Origin of the sequence: Legionella pneumophila subsp. pascullei (assembly GCF_900637585.1) — a bacterium.
GTDB lineage: Bacteria > Pseudomonadota > Gammaproteobacteria > Legionellales > Legionellaceae > Legionella > Legionella pascullei.
In genome coordinates this window covers 248,280-265,792 of record NZ_LR134380.1, presented here as the reverse complement: position 1 = coordinate 265,792, position 17,513 = coordinate 248,280, and the positions used below count along the sequence as shown (strand labels likewise).

The window sequence follows — 17,513 nt, the reverse complement described above, 5'->3', positions numbered from 1 at the left end:
CATATTGGAAAGGTTATTAGTCTATAAATTCATTTTATTCATCTTAATTAAAAGTGTAAACTTAACTGAAGAAATAATACTCATCATGATTACATATATGGCAAAAAAAATTCAGCAAAATTCATTTTTTCAAATAGTATTGGTTGGCTTATTTTGGTTAGCTAGCGAGCTATTGCTCAAGCTAGTCAAACTTCCCTTGTCCGGAGGAATTCTTGGCTTGGGAATTGTTTTACTGCTTTTGGCGACAAATCGTTTAAAATTAAATCGTATACGACGAGGTGCTGAGTTACTCCTGGCCAATATGTTACTTTTTTTTATTCCAGGCGTACTTGCAATACTAGAGCATCAGGAATTTATCGGCCTTTTAGGTCTTAAAATTCTCTTCATTATTCTGCTCAGTACCATCACGGTGATGCTAGTCACTGCTCTTGTTGTTGATTATTGCTACCGTTGGAGAACGCATCATGCCAAGCAGCATTCTCTCTGAATCCATGACACAGACACTTTTCTGGTCACTCATCACAATAGGCATGTATTTTATTACCAAAAAACTATATAGAAGATGGCCCTTTTGGTGGTTAATGCCGCTTGCTTTAACACCAATACTGGTTGCCAGCATAGTGCTTTTACTGCATGTCAACTACCAGGACTATTTCCGTGGAACAAAATGGCTAGTCTTGTTAATCGGTCCTGCAACTGTAGCCTTTGCCATTCCTATTTATGATAAACGTGCCCTCATCCGCCAGCATTGGCCAGTACTTTTAATTGGCGTGATTGTGGGAAGTTTCACTGCCATAGTATCCAGTTGGGGATTAGCAATCCTTCTTGGCCTTGATGATAATTTACGTCTAAGTCTGCTCCCTCGCTCTATCAGCACACCGTTCGCTATAGAAATCTCGCGGGGAATTGGTGCAGCGCCTGATTTGACTGCGATTTTTGTTATTGTCACAGGGATATTGGGAGCTATACTCGGTGAGTTCATCCTGTCACGCTTGCCTTTTAACTCAGCTCTTGCCAGAGGTGCCCTTTTAGGGGTAGGAGCCCATGCGGCAGGAACCGCTCAGGCCCATAAAATAGGGAATACTGAAGGCGCCATTGCCAGTTTGGCTATGATTTTAGTAGGACTCTTCAATATACTTCTTCTCCCCCTTATCAGCCATCTTTTGAAATAAAAGTGCGTTTAGTAGAAATTAAAAGGAACTCCTCTAGTTAAGAAAAAATAATAAGCATGTTATTTTATGTTTTTTTCATCAATAGAAGAATAGTATGACTATTGCGCTTGTGTGGTTTCGTCAGGATTTGAGGTTGACTGATAATCCTGCATTTATCGAGGCATGTTCTCATCATGAGATGGTAATTCCACTTTATATTTATGATGAGAAATGCAGTGTTTTAGGGCAAGCCCAAGCCTGGTGGCTTCACCATAGCTTAATCGCTTTAGACAAATCGTTAAATCAACAGGGGTTAAGCCTCATTCTCCGCAAAGGAAATCCACTAAACATCATTTTAGAATTAGTTATCCAATATGGTGTGGAATCAATCTACTGGAATCGCTGCTATGAACCACAATTCATTGAACGTGATAAAAAAATTAAAACTGACCTTGTAGAAAAAAGAGTTAAGGTTCAAAGTTTCAATGGAAATTTACTGCATGAGCCATGGACAATTAAAAATAAAAATGGGGATTTTTTTAAGGTTTTTACCCCTTACTGGAAACAGTGCCGACAAATTCTCAACATTCCCTCGCCTATTATGCTTACTAAACGCCCTATGGGAATCGAAATGACAAGTGATGACATTGGCAAATGGAAGTTATTGCCAAGCATTAATTGGGCAGCGCGATTTTCAGAATTTTGGACCCCGGGAGAAGTGGGCGCGCAAAAAAAACTGAATGAGTTTATTGCTCATCACCTCAGCGGATATAAAAAGAACCGCGATTTTCCAGCAAAAAATGCGACCTCACGTCTTTCACCTCATTTGCACTTTGGAGAAATCAGTCCTTGGGCCATTTTAAGGGCGCTGGAGTTGGCTAAACTGGAACCTACCTGTGATCTGGCATCCGTGGAGCACTTTTTATCAGAGCTCGGGTGGAGAGAATTTTCTGTCCATCTGCTCTACCACTTCCCCAAGCTGGATTGCGAGAATTTCAGGAATGAATTTGATGTATTTCCCTGGCAAAATGACGAGCAATTATTAGCTCGTTGGCAAAAAGGAATGACCGGCTATCCTATCATTGACGCGGGAATGAGAGAACTATGGGCCACAGGATACATGCACAACCGGGTTCGCATGATTGTCGCATCCTTTCTTACCAAAGATTTATTGATTGATTGGCGTCTGGGCGCACAGTGGTTTTTAGATGCCTTAGTCGATGCGGACTTGGCAAACAACAGCGCGAGCTGGCAATGGGTAGCAGGATGTGGTGCCGATGCAGCACCATATTTTCGAATTTTCAATCCCATTTTACAAAGCCAAAAATTTGACCCGGATGGCGTTTACATACGCCAATGGGTCCCCGAACTTGCCAAATTAAGTAATCAATCAATTCATCAACCCTGGACAGATGCTGAAACCATCTCCATTTTTTTAAGAAAAAAGTATCCCAAACCCATCATTGATCACCAGGAAGCAAGAATGAAGGCATTGAGTTACTATCAACAAATAAAAAAAGAAATGGATTGACAAGAGATTAACTAAAATTTGGGGAGATCATATTGAACAAAAAAAGTTGGATGGGACTGCTCATCTGGATAATTACCTTTGAAGCAATTGGATTTTTTTTAGGAATGTTGACTCAAGCGAATATTCCTTCTTGGTATTTAGGGCTCAATAAATCCAATTTAACTCCCCCTGGACCAGTATTTTCAATAGTTTGGTCGATTTTATATGCTCTTCTTGCGATAACTGGTTGGGTTTTATGGCGCTCTCGAAATGAGTCTGAGATGAGATCTATATTTTATTTATATTCAGTACAGATGCTGATGAATTGGGCATGGACACCGCTTTTTTTTGTACTGCATTGGACCGGTCTTAGTTTTTTATGGATTCTTGTGATGGCGGGGCTCACTGGGCTTCTGATTTTTAGCCTAATAAATAAGAAAAAAAGCCTTGCTGTATTGTTGCTCCCCTATCTCATTTGGTTGCTTTTTGCAGCCTATCTCAATGGCATGATATGGCTTCTCAATTAACCACACCCAAATTACCTCCAAAGCCAAAGACAAATTGGCTTTAACCATTTCAGAAACCGCTGTAAGGATTGAGGAATTTAAAATGCGCTTAGGGATGGAAACCCGCCACATAAGCAATCATCTTTGAGCCAACATTGTCTTGCCCTCTGAAAACTAGGGCTGAGGACAGCTGGAAATCCAACCCATAGTGTTATCTTCCGCAACACTGTAAATATCTGGATTATTAACAATAAGAGAATCTTGTAACTCAGAAGTTAGTTGACAATGTTTTGCGCCGTGCTTGACTAAAAATAAAAGAGGGGAAGTCCTTTTCTGGTCTTTCTTTATGATTTTAATCAGAGCTGTCTCACCAAAATCATCAACAGTATCTACAGAACCAACATGTTTCTGACAAAATTTGATTAGCAAATCGCTCATCAAAGGATAGTCTTCAGAGTTGTTGGCAATGGTCTTAATTGCCTTCGGCAATAGATTGTTTTGCCATGGCGAGTAAAGGGCTAACATTAGCTTTTGCGCAACACGGACTGCACCCGCATCTAATTCGGCAGTTAGCACGCTAATTTGCCCATTATAGTTACTTGCCGCTTCTAATAAAAAATCTAAAAAGAGTTGTTCGTAATCCTTTTCGGCATAAAATTCCGCTGTCATGGGAGTATCTGCTTTATCACTCGCCAGAAAGCGCTTAACAGGTTTATCTAGGTTTAAGAAAATTCGATTCTTGATAGTTGCTATATTTTTCATATCACAAATTACCCTACCTGGATATATATTTTTCATTATAATGAAGTTTAAGGGATATTTAAACTACTTTCCTTTACAACTTTAGTTGGCTAGTATTCTTACAATCTTCTCTCACCTCGTACTCTCTTTTTAGAATTCGATGCAAATTAAAGCATTCTATTCGAAAATCATCTGAAAATATTTTAGCCTTTGTACTGATTATTAATGGAGGATCGAATTTCATTTTCTCATTGATATGAGATATGACTTGCGGGTTATCTTTTAAAACATCAAGAAAAAAACGGATATAAGAACGAGTTTCAAATTTATGCATCACTGTTGGCCGAGTAATATTTTCCCCTGAAAAATATTTTTGCAATAATCGCATAATACCACTAATTGAAGATTGACTCGCGCAAGCTTCCTTCAATTGATTAAGAGCATCGATGTCTGCGGTAGTTGTACCTAAAAACCTGCTGTCCAGATGCCTATTAAGATTATGAAAATTAATGCAATCCTCAATTGATTTAAGCACAATGTCGCATAATATTTTTACTTCAGGAGCGGCGTCAGGACAATTTGCAAGCTGTTCAACCTCGCAGAAATCTCTCATACATAAGGGCATATAGCACGATTTAAAATAATTTAGATAGTATGCCCATACTTGATCTCTTAACTGAATAAAATCAGAATCAAATTGTGCAATTTGCTTAAAGTATTCATGATAAAGAGGAGGATGAGTTAAATATTCAAGTCCCTCGTAGCTTGGATAATTAGGCAGAAGATTAATGCATTTCACCAGGGGAATAAGAATTTCGTTGACACTGTGAAAACCGGCACCAACGATATATGCTATAATTCCGAGGCTGTAGGCTTGTATTAATTCGATATTTTGAGGATTTAAAAGCAGCAGCATCATGTTCATATAGATAGAAGTCATGCCAGAAGGGCCAGTGACATAGGGACAATCATTTGTAAGTGCTGTATTGTAATATATCGAATTCTGATTGGCTTCTTGTGCTTGAGCATCCGCACACCAAATTTGTTCAGGAATAACTGTTAACCCCACGCTATGCGCTGAATGATCCAGCTTCATCAATCCTAACTGGTTGGTTTTTAAATGGGTTTTACGAGGCCCTTGACGCCCTCTGTTTTCTCCTTGGGTATAAAGTTCATCTTGGTAAAATAATTTTTTAGTGATGAAAGTTCTAAATTCTTCTGCCTCATTTTTAGCTGCCATAAGCTGATAGGAAAAGCCCTCCTCTTCTTCTTTCAAGCCAGGGTGAACCTGCAAATATTTATCGAGTACTTGGGCAAAAAGGCCGGTCGGCTTACACAGTGGTAAATTTCGTAATGGAAATGGGCCGATTAGACTGCGAGCAAACATAAAAGATATAAATTGAATTTGAATAAAATTCTTCGGATTATTTTCCTTTAAAATAGCAATCACTTCTTCCGGAGTTGGCTTTTTTCTAAAAGCCCCAAACTCTATATCGGCCCCTTCTAACTCCTGCAAAAAAAAGTCGAGTGCAGCTCGTTCAGGAGATTTCGAGTCGAATTTACTATATTCCTCAATTACACTGCTTATAGCTTGAGATACCAAATAAATTGCTTCCATCATGCTTTTCGTCGGTGATTCTATCAAGCGACAAGCCAGCTCTGATTCAAATCTCCGGGGCAGAATATTGTTTGCATTAGATTGACAGTCTTTGATGGGTACTAAGCATATTGCATTTAGCTCATCGGCATGCTCCTGCTCAAGCAAGTGACTCAAGCCATGTAACGTTTTGTGAACGACCAAAGTATCTTGCTCATGATTTTCATAAGCCATTTTTATTGAATCAATGGCTTTAGCAATCGCTTCTCTTTTGTCGCCCATGTAATTGGTCTGCCATTGATTTAATAAAAGAATAAAATAAGTGTAAGCCTCTGGTTTTGAATTAAAACATCGGTAGTCACCCGTGTTTTTTAATGATGTCGGATCAGACATGGCAGCAAGGTTATCGCTGCCTTGGCGTTTTGTATTTTTAAGAGAAGGGTTAATTTTTTCTTTACTTAACATAGAGCGCCTTCCTTGAGGTTAATATGTCAAAATGATGACGTTGCGGTTCTCTTTCCTGGGTTCATGATTTGCAACCATCGGCTCTTCATTTGCTGCGATGGACGTCTTCTTAATCTCCAAGAAGAGCTCTTTTCGCTTAGAACTTTCTAGTTCACACTGATGCACACCAATCGTGTTTTCTATCCTTAAGGTCAAATTGAATTTTGAAAGCAGTGTTGGGTTTTCCTTCAATACATCAAAGAAATGAGCAATAAATTTAAGTTGCATTTCTCTATTTATTATTATTCCTTCTTCTGTCTCAAAAGTTCCTTTAAAATACGCCTGGATCTGCCTGAAAATTGCGGTTAGCCCTACCTGTTGTTGACAGACATGACTTAAGATCTCAAGCGCCTTTGTTTGCCCACATGGCGTTGAAAGAAACAAACCCATATCGCCAGTACGCTTAACTTTATGTTCTTCTAAGCAATTTTTCACAGACTTAGACACAATTTCAAGCATTTCTTTTACTTCTGAGCTTATATCCTCCATTGAGGGGACTTGATGTGGCAGGCAATGACTACGCATACAAACGGGCATATAAGTCATACGGAAATATGCAAGGTGCTCTTGCCAAATTTTTTCATGAATCCCAGCAAACTCTTTATCAAATTCCTCTATTGCCTTAAAGTAGTGGTTATATAAAGGTGGGGCAGTAAGATACTCTATTCCGTTGTGTTGCGGATAATCAGGCATAATACCGACGCACTTGACCATTGGAATAAGTATTTCCTTAATGCTATGGTAGCCAGCACCAACTACATAAGCCATTACCCCAAGGCTGTAAGAGAGAATCACCTCTTGATCCTTAGGGTTAAGCAGAAGAAACATCATATTCATAAATAATGAAGTCATCCCGGAAGGCCCCGTAATATAAGGGCAGTCAGTTTTCAGGGCTGAGAGATAATGAATTGAATCGTAGTTTGGTAGCTGGGTCTTACAATCAGCATACCAGGATTGACCATTTAATGTCAGTAGTCCTTTGGTGTGGGCTGAATGTTCGAACTTCATTAAACCAACTTGATTAGTTTGTAATCTTTGGTTAGGCTTGCCTTCGCGGCCACGATTATCCCCGGTAGTAAAAATTTCATCTCCATAAAAAAGCTCATCACAAATGAATGCTCTAAAGCGGTATCCCTCCCCTTTTTTTACTTTCGATGGGTTGTGATCTCTAACACCTGCCATGTGATGATAGAGCTCAAAAAGTGATGTCTCTTCAGGCGCATATTTTGCTTGATATTTTTTCAATACTTCTAAAAACGCGCCTTTTGGCTCATGTTTTGGCAGGTCATGCAAGGCAAGATCGCGTAAAGCAACTTGGGCAAATTTAAAAGAAATATGCTGAATTTGTACGAAATCTTCCGGCCTGTTTGCCTTAAGTATTGCTATAACATCGGAAATCTCAATTTTCTCTTTGGGGGCACCAAAAAGAATGTCCGATTGAACCATTTGTTCGAGAAAATCTTGTAAAACCTCATGCTCAAAAGATTCGGTAGGGGAATGTTCATATTGTTCCAGGATTTTTACGATAGCATCTGAAACTTGTTTAATCGCTGCCATCATTTTAGCTGTTGGAGTTTTTATCAGGTGGCTCACAACGTCTGATTCAAAGCGACGCGGCAAGATGTCGTCGTGCCCGAGTTCTTGTTGCTGGACATTAGCAAGCGATTTAATCAAAACAGAGAGCAAGGCTTTATGAGAATTAAGCAGCCCGTCCGCTTTAGATAACTGCTCAAGCAATGTTATAATCTTTACGGCATCCTGTTCATGGTTTTCATAAGCCACTTTTATTTCTGCAATGATTTCATCTAACTCCTTGTTCATTTCCGGTATTTCATAACAGCTTTTCCATTGAGTGAGCAGCATAATCATGTAGGTATATGCTTCTGGTTTCGATTTGAAACTCTCCGGGACTCTTTGTAATTGCAGAATACGAGAAAAATAAAGTGTTCGTACTAATGTTTCATTTGACATGAGCCCAGTAATACATGCCTCGATTTCAGCGTGCAAAAGCGCAAGATGCTTGTTTTTAATTCCTATATCCACCTTCGCAAATTTAACCTGTCTGAATGGATTAAAAAGTTCATTGAGGGAATAGGCCAAAGCAAAAAGATCGCTAGCCTGAGAGAACGCAATGAAATCCTCATTTGCTTTAAGTTCTGGGGCTAAATAGCATGCGGTTCCCCATGATGCCGGTTTAGGTTCTTTATCAGAAGAACTGCTGCCAAAATCAACTAAATGACACTGCATATCCGCATCCAGCATAATATTTCCAGGTTTAAGATCGCGGTGAATTAAGCCTAATTCATGGAATTGTTTCACCTGATGGCATACAGAAATCATAATGCCGAGAACTTCCCAAAAATGTTTTAGATTAATATTAAGAGGAAGCGCGTTTTTATACCGGGATAAATCAATCCCTTTTATAAAAGTTGTAAGAATATAATGCACCTGAGTTTGTTCATTAAAAAAAGTGCCTACCAAGCGACCCAATTTGCTTAAGGTATCTTTCTCATTGGTAAACTCTGTCAAGCTTTCAGCATCGATCTTAACGGATTTTAGGAAATAAGTTTTTCCATCATCCAAAGCATAAACTTTAAATTGCTCACAATAAGATTTACCACCTCCTGAAATCTTGTTTTCGGTGGGAACGATGATTGGCTTAAGAGATGCCTCGGTGGTAATAAATAGAATTTGGCAATCTATTCCAAACTCATGAATCATTATTTCACGTGAGATTGGCTTGCCATCGGCTGATTTTATTAGTTTTCTAATGCCTTTGTTGCCTAAAACCTTTATCAACAATTCCAATGCTTTCTCGTCCATGCTTGGCAATGACTTTAATTCATGAAACCGAAGCAATTTCATAAAGAACCTCACATATTTACAAATTTGAATAAAAATGACTTGATATTATAAAAAATCATCATTAAGAGAAAATTAAGTAAATATTGAGAGCAACGCACAAAGCGAAGTAATAGCCCCAAAACATGCTCTCGCATGCCAAATAGCTGCTCCCAAGATGGAGCTAATTAAAAGAATGGTTGCACAAATATCAAACACCATATTCAAGTATCGTAATTACCGATACCCTTTTATAGTAAGAAGCATTTATCTCAACTAGCCATAAAATTAACTTTTTGTTATTTGTTAAATGATAGGTTTTGGAAATGAAGCTCTATTACCTGAATCGAATTGAATGTAAAATACAAAACCAGAAGGATAAAAATCATCATTAAGGGAATAAAATGAATGGATGGACGCTTAAGGTTTTTGCGATTGCCTTTTTTATCTTTATTGCGACAGATATGATATGGCTTGGGTTCATCGCCAGAAATCTCTATTTTGACCAATATCAACAGTGGTTGCGTCTTTCAGAGGGGCAATTAAAGCCGATATGGTGGTCCGCCCTATTAGTCTATCTGCTTTTTGCCTTGAGTGTTGTTGTCTTTGTTATACCTCTGGCTAAAACATCTTTACCTTATGCCGCATTATATGGCGCGCTTCTTGGTGGTATTATTTATGGAATTTATGATTTTACCTGCCTCGCTATTTTTAAGAATTTTCCTGTCGGTATGGCATTCCTTGATTGGCTATGGGGTATAGTGCTGTGCTCCTGGAGTTCGGTAGCGACAATCTATGTGGCGGGTTATATCAAATAAGACATCAGAGATTGGCAGAATCCAAGTCTGCCAATATTCGCTGTGCTTTATGGATAATCTTCTTTTGTTTATCAAAACCCATTTTTTGCCAATTCATATAGGCATAACGAAGGCGAGGGTTATCTTTTAATTTTTCTTGATTTTGGTGAAGAAAATTCCAATAGAGCGCATTGAATGGACAGGCTTTTTCACTCAAAAGATCATTGGGATTATAATAGCAGGATTGGCAGAAATTACTCATACGCTGGATGTATTTTCCACTCGCAGCATAAGGTTTGCTGGCCATCAGTCCCCCATCTGCATAAAGAGCCATACCCAAGGTATTGGGCAATTCGACCCATTCGTAGGCATCCGCATAGACAGCAAGATACCACTCACAGACTTGTTTGGGATCCAAACCTACCAGCAAAGCAAAATTGCCTGTTATCATTAATCGCTGAATATGGTGAGAATAGGCTTCAATGGAGGTATGGCATACCACTTCTTTGATACAAAACATTCCCGTTTCTTTTCCCCAAAAAAAGGAAGGCAAAGGCCTGGCGGCATTGAAATAGTTCATCTCGCTGTAATCCGGCATATAAAGCCAATAGATACCTCTTACGTATTCTCGCCACCCTAAAATTTGGCGTATGAATCCTTCTACAGAATTAAGAGGGATGTGCTTTGAGTGATAGGCTTGCTCTGCCATTTGACACAATTCCAAGGGTAGTAAGAGTCCGGCATTAAGATAAAAGGACAGTTTTGAATGGTATAAGCTAATTTCATTTTTAAGCATGGCATCCTGATATTCACCAAAATTATAAAGACAATGCTCCATAAAATAATTGGCTTCACCTAATGCTTGCTCACGAGTCACCGCCAAATTAAAAGGATAGCACTGACCAAAATGCTTAGCAAAATGCCTTGAAACCAACCCCAAAACCTCATCAGTGATGCCATCCGTTGCATGCTCTAAACGCTTGGGGAATGAACTGATGTGATTGGCATTCTTGCGATTTTGCATATCATAATTCCATGAGCCACCAATCGGTTTCCCATTACTATCAACCAGAAGGCGATATTTTTGGCGCATCATCCGGTAAAAAAATTCCATACGTAATTGTTTTTTTCCCTTAGCCCAATTTCTGAATTCATTCATTTTGCATAAAAACCGATTGTCTTCATATATAGTGAGAGGGATAGCCAATTGGCTTTTTAAGTCATGGAACATTTTCAGAACACGCCACTCTCCAGGTTCAATAAGACAAATTGCTGATGCCTGTTCTTCTTCAATGGCACGAAGCAACTCCTTGGCAAAACTGCCTTGATTGTGAGGATCATCGAATGTTGTATAGCGGACTCGATAACCTTTGTTTTTCAATTGTTGCGCGAAATGGCGCATTGCCGAAAATAAGAAAGCGATTTTTTTGGGATGATGCGGAACATAACCCGTTTCTTCCGCCACCTCACATAAAAATACAATGTCCTCCTTTTTATTGATTGCCACAAGTGAGGCGATTGTTTCATTGAGTTGATCACCTAATATAAAACAAAGTGTAGTCATAAAAGTTAGATAGTATCGCTTGATTACATTTTCATCTTGGGTCGAATTCGGCTCAACCCTCCATCAACAGCAAGCACTTGCCCAGTGATCCAGCCGTTGTCTGGATTAAGTAAAAACAAAATTGCGTGGGCAATATCTTCTGGGGTACCAATGCGCCCTAAAGCATGCATCGCCTTTGATGCATTGAAAACCAACTGATTGTTTAATAATGATGAGGTAAGCGGACTCTCGACCATTCCAGGTGCTACGACATTCACTCTTAAATTATTTGCGGCATAAGTGGCTGCGGCAGATTGAGCCAAACCAATGATACCGGCTTTGGCCGCCGCAATGGCTTCATGATTGGCAAGACCCACTAATGCTGCAGCCGATGATATCAATACAACAGAACCTCCTTGCTTCATAGTTAAACCAGCGGCACGGATGGTAGCAAAAGAAGTAGTCAGTGACGCATTGATCACGGCTTGAAATTCACCCGCACTGGTACTGTGGGCATTTTTCAGAAATAGTGAGCCCGCACAATTCACGACGCCATCAAGAGAACCCGCTTGGAGAAAAACTTCTAAAACAGCATCAAAATCAGTAGCATCCAGTTGAAAATCAGGGCTTATCTTATGATTGTTTCGCGCTGTGGTAAGAACGGTGTCACCTTGCTTTTTAAGTAGGGTTGTCAAGGATTGTCCAATAGCACTGCTTGCAGCAACGACCAAGTAACGAGCCATATAATTCTTCTTGCATTAGTGTAAAAATACCTACTATGATGGATTAGTTCGGAAACTTCAATATTCATTATACGGACATACCATGCCTTTGGATAAGTTAACTGGCGTAACCTTTCATGCCGCAATAATAGCAGGCTGCCATAAGCTCATTCGCTATAAACAAGTACTCAACGAAATCAATGTTTTTCCAGTAGCTGATGGAGACACAGGGGATAATTTATCTTCCACATGCATGGCAATCATTGAGTTTTCCTCAGCAAAAATTGAATTAAGAGTCACTCTTGAATCAATTGCTGATGCAAGTATTATTGGTGCACGCGGAAACTCCGGAATTATTTTTTCTCAATTTTTTAACTTACTATCCAAATATTTACCACAAAAAGAAGAACTCCATTTTAATGACTTTGCAGAAATTATGGTTCAAATTGGTAAAAAAATTGCAACGGTCGTAACCAATCCAGTACCTGGCACCATGATAACCCTCATTCAAAAATGGGCCTCGCTTTGTGAGATAAACCAATCCAGCTCTCTGTTAGCTCAGACCATGTTGGAGTTACTGCCTTTACTCTCCCGTGAAGTGGAACAAACCAAACAATTGTTAAATATTTTGCAAAAAGCCAATGTTGTTGATGCTGGCGCATTAGGATTTTATTATTTCGTTGAAGGATTTACTCAATTTTTGCAGCAATCACATACCACAGATACAGTGCATATCGACTCGCCTTTATCAACCACAGACCACTTTCCTCTGTCATGTGCCACAACAGAATATCGCTACTGCGCTGAAGCGGTTCTCAAATCTCTATCAATTGATAAAAATAAATTATTACATTTTTTAAAAGAACAAGGAGATTGTGCCTCTGTTACAGGTAATGAGCGCATCACCAGATTTCATGTTCATACCAATAATCCTCGTGAAGTCTTCACGGGTTTATATCAGCATTACACCATTCAATATCCTAAAGTAGATGACATGCTAAGACAGCACGAACTACAGTTTGGGAAAAAATATAAGATAGCATTGGTCACTGATTCAAGTGCCGATTTACCCCAGAATTTCATTGATGAGTATCAAATTTATCAAATTCCTTTAAATATTCATGTTGATGAACATCATTTACTGGATAAATATTGTTTTGATGCTAATTATTTTTACAAGCAACTCAACTCGTTCAAAACTCATCCGAAAACCTCCTGTTTGAACCCAACTCTTATAGAGGAAAAACTGGCAAAAATTGCATCACAATATGAGAATGTCCTTGTATTAGCTCTATCCAGTCAAATGAGTGGTATTTATGATTCATTCCTTACTGCAACAAAAAAATATACGAATATCACCGTATTGGATACCAAAACCAATTCTGGGGCACATGGATTACTATTGCATTATGCAGGGCAGCTAATCGCTTCAGGGAATGACCTGAAAACCGTTATCAACTTGCTTAGAGAAGCAATAAATAACACCTATATTTTTGTCATGGTCAATCAATTTGAATCGATGATTCGTTCTGGTCGAGTGAACAAAATCTCTGGGCGCATTGCCCAGTGGGTCAATATAAAACCTATTGTCTCAATTGATGCAAAAGGCCAAGGTATTATAGTAGACAAGTGTTTTTCGGCCTCAAGAGCATACAATAAATTAATTTCCTTCCTGCAGCAAAAGAGAGACGAGTCTCAACTCATATTAGAGGATTACTGCATTGTTCATGCGGATGAGAAAAACCAGGCTTTGCATCTCGCTGAAATGACAACCCAAGCATTCGATAAACCACCCACTTACATAGAATCTGTATCCCTTGCCATTGGTTTACATGCTGGTCAAGGATGTATTGCTCTTGCAGGTCGTATGAGTCATAGTGATGAACATTAACTTTTTGAGTATTATCCACTTTATCTCGTACTATTTATGCTGGATGTGTTGTATCTACTTTGCCGCTTATGGCTACCCTTTATTGGGATTAATCATTACTGTATTAATCATGGCAGCACAGATTATTTTGCAGATAATTAATCAACTACACTGGCGTGATGCATTCCATTATTCTATTGGATTGGCCATATTAGGTGCAATCACTGATGCCATCTGGCTTTATAGCGGTATGATCTATTTTAAAGCCAATTTTTTTGGCTCCTATTTTCCCCCGCTTTGGATGATCGCTCTGTGGCTAAGTTTTGGATTTAATCTTGTTCTTTTATACAGTTCCTGGTTAACTCACTACTTTCTTTGGGGGCTAATCATGTTTCCATCCATTATCTTTGCGTATTGGCTAGGAGTTCAATTTGGAGCAGCAACCCTTATCAGCAGTGGAATGGTATTTTACCTTTCTCTGGGGTTAACCTGGTCTCTATTCTTGCCGCTGAGTTTATATCTATTTAATTACACATACAGGAAAGGAATAAGATGATAATCTTACTTGTGGTCGCCATCATCTTTTTACACATGTGCTTGATTTGGCTATGGTACCGTTACACCAATAATCCTTCAGTCGTTGATGTAGGCTGGGCTTCTGGTTTAACACTGGCTGGCCTTGTTTATTTAAACAGCCACGAGTTTTCATTACGCTCTATAGTTCTTTGCCTGGCACTGCTTATGTGGGGAATTAGACTTGGGGGATATTTATGGTGGACACGAATACGTCTTCAAAAAGTTGACAAACGTTATCTTGCATTGAGTAATGATTGGAGGCTTGCTAAGCCTTTGGGATTTTTTTTAAATTTTCAGTTACAAGGCGCGTTGATTTGCCTTATTTCCATCCCCTGGTATTTTTCTTCTTCTGGAACTCAACCAACACTCAGTCTATTGGATATTCTTGCATTGATTATATTTCTGGCGGCAATAATTTTAGAAACAGCTGCTGACTCTCAATTACAACATTTTAAAAAAAATAATCCAGGAAAAGTCTGTAATCAAAAACTTTGGCGTTATTGCAGGCATCCAAATTATTTTTATGAATGGCTGGTATGGTGCTCCTTTACCTTATTTGCTCTTTCTGCTCCTTATGGATGGGTAGCCATCATTTCGCCATTAACTCTTTATTTAATCATGACAAGAATTACAGCCCCCATGACTGAACAAGGTTCGATTGAATCCAGAGGCAAACTTTATCTCGAGTATCAAAAAGTGACTCCCATGTTTTTCCCTAAATGGCTAAAAATAACTCCATATCAGAAAATGAACTAGTGATAGTTTTCTGCTGATTTGCCCCGAAAAAGATGATAGGCGTAAAGCGTATAGGCAAGAAGTATTGGCAGCATGATAGCCACACCTATCAAGATAAAAACAAGTGTCGAATCAGGTGCTGCCGCCTCCCAGAGAGTCAATTGATGGGGAATCAAATAGGGGTATACACTGATTGCAATTCCTATATACGAGCATAAAAATATAACGATACTATAAATAAACGGTTTGTATTCACTTCCGGAATTTAAGTTCTGCCATACGAGGTAAATAGCCATTAAGGCTATCAAGGGCAAGGGGCTCAGTAGTAGCACATTTGGAAAACTATACCAACGATGAAAAACCTCCTCACTATGCAAAGGCGTCCAAATACTAACGAAAAGCAGGAAAAAGCTGACCAATACTAACAATCCTCTGGCATAATGAACCATTTTACGTTGAAGCCTTCCCGTACTTTTGATAATCATCCAGGTAGCCCCCAAAAGTGCATAACCACATATCAAAGCAATGCCAGTGCAAAGGCTAAAGGGGGTAAGCCAATCCGGATCATTGATGGTCATAGAGGATTCATTAATAGAAAACCCCTGCACAAAAGCGCCAAGAATAACCCCTTGAAAAAAAGTGGCTGCAACCGAGCTGATTGAAAATGACCAATTCCACAAGGTTTTTGATTTTTTGGCCTTAAAGCGAAACTCAAAACTCACGCCACGAAATATCAAAGCAATCAGCATGAGCATGATGGGCATGTACAGGATGGGCAAAAGTAAACCGTAAACCTGCGGAAATGCACCATAAAGCATGGCTCCTCCAAAAACCAGCCAGGTTTCATTGCCATCCCAAACTGGTGCAATAGAATTCATCATTTTATCGCGTTCGTTCTCATTTGACGTGAAAGGAAATAAAATGCCAATTCCTAAATCAAAACCATCTAAAATGACATACATCAAAATGATAAACCCAAGAAGTGTGGCGAAAACAAACGGTAACATTATTTTTCCTCCTTGGGGAAGTCGGTCATGTATTGGAAAGCATGATGTTCGACTTCGTCTTCTTCCAGTGAACCAGGCCCATGGGATATTAGTTTGAATAGATAATAAAGATAAAAACCAAAAACGACACCATAGGCCACAATCAGCAAAATAAAAGAAATGAGAACTTCTTCAACTCCAATTGAGGAAACAGAATCTCTTGTCTTTAAAAGACCATTAACCACCCATGGTTGCCGCCCAAGTTCGGCAGTAAGCCATCCAGCGATACTGGCAATAAACCCGAGTGGCGCCATGACAATACTCCACCGATGAAACCAGGTACTGTCAAAAAGAGTTCCTTTTAAACGCAAGAAAACGCCAATGATAGCGGTAAATAACATGATGAGTCCTATACCCACCATAATGCGAAAAGAAAAAAATACAGGCGCCATACGAGGCTGCTCTTCATTTCCAACGCTGCTTAACCCTATCATTTCGCCATTCCACTCATGCGTATTGATCAAGCTTGCCAGTTTTGGTATGCCAATTTCATAGAAATTTTTTTGTTGATCCTGCGATGGGATAGCGAATAAAAGAAGTGGAGCCCCTTTTTGAGTCTGCCATATGCCTTCCATAGCAGCTGTTTTTAATGGTTGGTAATGATGCACATTAATTCCTACAACATCACCCACTCCTATTTGCAAAGGCACTAAAATCAAAGAGGCCCATAAACTAAAAGATAGACTTTTTTTAGCAATTGCAGGGGCTTTCTTCCGTAACAAATAAAATCCGGATACCCCCATAATGACAAAACAGGTGGTTACATAAGAAGCTAACATCATGTGAGTAAATCTGGGAATGAAGGTAGGATTAAAAACAACAGCCCACCAGCTGTCGACAACATACTTCCCATCAATGAATTGATATCCACTGGGAGCCTGCATCCATGAATTGGCTGACATGATCCAAAAAGCGGATATGGTTGTTCCTATGGTAACCAACAGGGTTGCGATAAAATGAAGTGCCGGGGGAACTCTTTTCCAACCAAAAAGCATTACTCCTAAAAAACCAGCTTCCAGGAAAAAAGCGGTCAAGGTCTCATAAGCAAACAAGGCTCCCAGGACGTTTCCAAACTGAGTGATGAATGGTCCAAAATTGGTACCAATTTGATAAGCCAAAACAATGCCAGAGACAACCCCCATGCCAAAAGTCAAAGCAAAAATCTTAGTCCAAAACTTGCATATTTCGAGATATGCGGGATTTTTTGTTTTTAACCACATGGCTTCCATGATGACAAGGAAAACCGCCAGTCCAAGATTTAAAGTGGGAAATAAGATATGAAAGCCGATGCTAAAACCAAATTGAATCCGTGATAGTAACTCTACAAGCATTGGTCACCTCAACTAGATGGGTTCGGTAGATTTATTTTTTTAT

At 39.2% G+C, this 17,513-nt stretch carries 15 protein-coding genes; 8 read left to right on the top strand and 7 right to left on the bottom strand.

Going from position 1 to position 17,513, the window contains the following annotated elements; genetic code table 11:
• Positions 1 to 97 precede the first annotated feature (97 nt).
• The 4 genes from EL201_RS01175 (at position 98) to EL201_RS01160 (ending at position 3,188) form a co-directional block, all read left to right on the top strand.
• Entirely contained in the window at positions 98 to 487 is a 390-nt protein-coding gene (locus EL201_RS01175; protein WP_027223326.1) for a CidA/LrgA family protein, read from the top strand.
• Positions 465 to 1,172 (top strand): LrgB family protein, encoded by a 708-nt coding sequence (locus EL201_RS01170; protein ID WP_027223325.1) that lies wholly within the window; start codon positions 465 to 467, stop codon positions 1,170 to 1,172. Before EL201_RS01175 ends, EL201_RS01170 begins: the two co-directional genes overlap by 23 nt.
• A gap of 94 nt (positions 1,173 to 1,266) precedes the next feature.
• Positions 1,267 to 2,682, top strand: a complete 1,416-nt coding sequence (locus EL201_RS01165; protein WP_027223324.1) for a cryptochrome/photolyase family protein — start codon at positions 1,267 to 1,269, stop codon at positions 2,680 to 2,682.
• Between the two features lie 32 nt (positions 2,683 to 2,714).
• Positions 2,715 to 3,188, top strand: a complete 474-nt coding sequence (locus EL201_RS01160) for a TspO/MBR family protein (RefSeq protein ID WP_027223323.1) — start codon at positions 2,715 to 2,717, stop codon at positions 3,186 to 3,188.
• 153 nt (positions 3,189 to 3,341) lie between these two features.
• Here EL201_RS01160 and EL201_RS01155 read toward each other — a convergent pair whose 3' ends face one another.
• Genes EL201_RS01155 through legK4 form a run of 3 tightly spaced genes read right to left on the bottom strand, consistent with a single transcriptional unit; the run spans position 3,342 to position 8,874 of the window.
• Positions 3,342 to 3,965, bottom strand: coding sequence for a hypothetical protein (locus EL201_RS01155; protein WP_080273235.1), 624 nt, complete (start codon positions 3,963 to 3,965; stop codon positions 3,342 to 3,344).
• Between the two features lie 37 nt (positions 3,966 to 4,002).
• Complete coding sequence (locus EL201_RS01150; RefSeq protein WP_027223321.1) at positions 4,003 to 5,970, bottom strand: hypothetical protein; 1,968 nt, start codon at positions 5,968 to 5,970, stop codon at positions 4,003 to 4,005.
• 18 nt (positions 5,971 to 5,988) lie between these two features.
• Positions 5,989 to 8,874 carry a Dot/Icm T4SS effector kinase LegK4 gene (gene legK4, locus EL201_RS01145; protein WP_027223320.1) on the bottom strand — a complete coding sequence of 962 codons (2,886 nt, stop codon included), beginning with the start codon at positions 8,872 to 8,874 and terminating at the stop codon, positions 5,989 to 5,991.
• Positions 8,875 to 9,254: 380 nt separating this feature from the next.
• Between legK4 and EL201_RS01135 the strand changes: the two genes are divergently transcribed.
• Positions 9,255 to 9,668 (top strand): DUF2177 family protein, encoded by a 414-nt coding sequence (locus EL201_RS01135; protein WP_027223319.1) that lies wholly within the window; start codon positions 9,255 to 9,257, stop codon positions 9,666 to 9,668.
• Between the two features lie 4 nt (positions 9,669 to 9,672).
• Here the strand turns inward: EL201_RS01135 and EL201_RS01130 are convergent, their stop codons facing one another.
• Both EL201_RS01130 and EL201_RS01125 read right to left on the bottom strand, forming a co-directional pair.
• Positions 9,673 to 11,211 carry a cryptochrome/photolyase family protein gene (locus tag EL201_RS01130; protein ID WP_027223318.1) on the bottom strand — a complete coding sequence of 513 codons (1,539 nt, stop codon included), beginning with the start codon at positions 11,209 to 11,211 and terminating at the stop codon, positions 9,673 to 9,675.
• Between the two features lie 23 nt (positions 11,212 to 11,234).
• A complete protein-coding gene (locus EL201_RS01125) occupies positions 11,235 to 11,933 on the bottom strand; it encodes an SDR family NAD(P)-dependent oxidoreductase (RefSeq protein ID WP_027223317.1) in 699 nt (232 codons plus the stop codon).
• Between the two features lie 82 nt (positions 11,934 to 12,015).
• Here EL201_RS01125 and EL201_RS01120 point away from each other — a divergent pair, with 82 nt between their 5' ends.
• From EL201_RS01120 to EL201_RS01110, 3 genes are read left to right on the top strand one after another with little or no spacing between them, the layout of a single operon-like run.
• Positions 12,016 to 13,803, top strand: a complete 1,788-nt coding sequence (locus EL201_RS01120) for a DegV family protein (RefSeq protein WP_027223316.1) — start codon at positions 12,016 to 12,018, stop codon at positions 13,801 to 13,803.
• Positions 13,793 to 14,338: a DUF2878 domain-containing protein gene (locus EL201_RS01115; RefSeq protein ID WP_027223315.1), complete on the top strand. Its 546-nt coding sequence runs from the start codon at positions 13,793 to 13,795 to the stop codon at positions 14,336 to 14,338. The genes EL201_RS01120 and EL201_RS01115 overlap by 11 nt, the downstream gene beginning before the upstream one ends.
• On the top strand, positions 14,335 to 15,114 hold the full coding sequence (locus EL201_RS01110; protein ID WP_027223314.1) for a DUF1295 domain-containing protein: 780 nt from the start codon (positions 14,335 to 14,337) through the stop codon (positions 15,112 to 15,114). Before EL201_RS01115 ends, EL201_RS01110 begins: the two co-directional genes overlap by 4 nt.
• Here EL201_RS01110 and cydB read toward each other — a convergent pair.
• Entirely contained in the window at positions 15,111 to 16,100 is a 990-nt protein-coding gene (cydB, locus tag EL201_RS01105) for a cytochrome d ubiquinol oxidase subunit II (protein ID WP_027223313.1), read from the bottom strand. The two genes, EL201_RS01110 and cydB, sit on opposite strands and share 4 nt — an antisense overlap.
• Entirely contained in the window at positions 16,100 to 17,470 is a 1,371-nt protein-coding gene (locus EL201_RS01100) for a cytochrome ubiquinol oxidase subunit I (protein WP_027223312.1), read from the bottom strand. The genes cydB and EL201_RS01100 overlap by 1 nt, the downstream gene beginning before the upstream one ends.
• Positions 17,471 to 17,513: the final 43 nt, after the last annotated feature.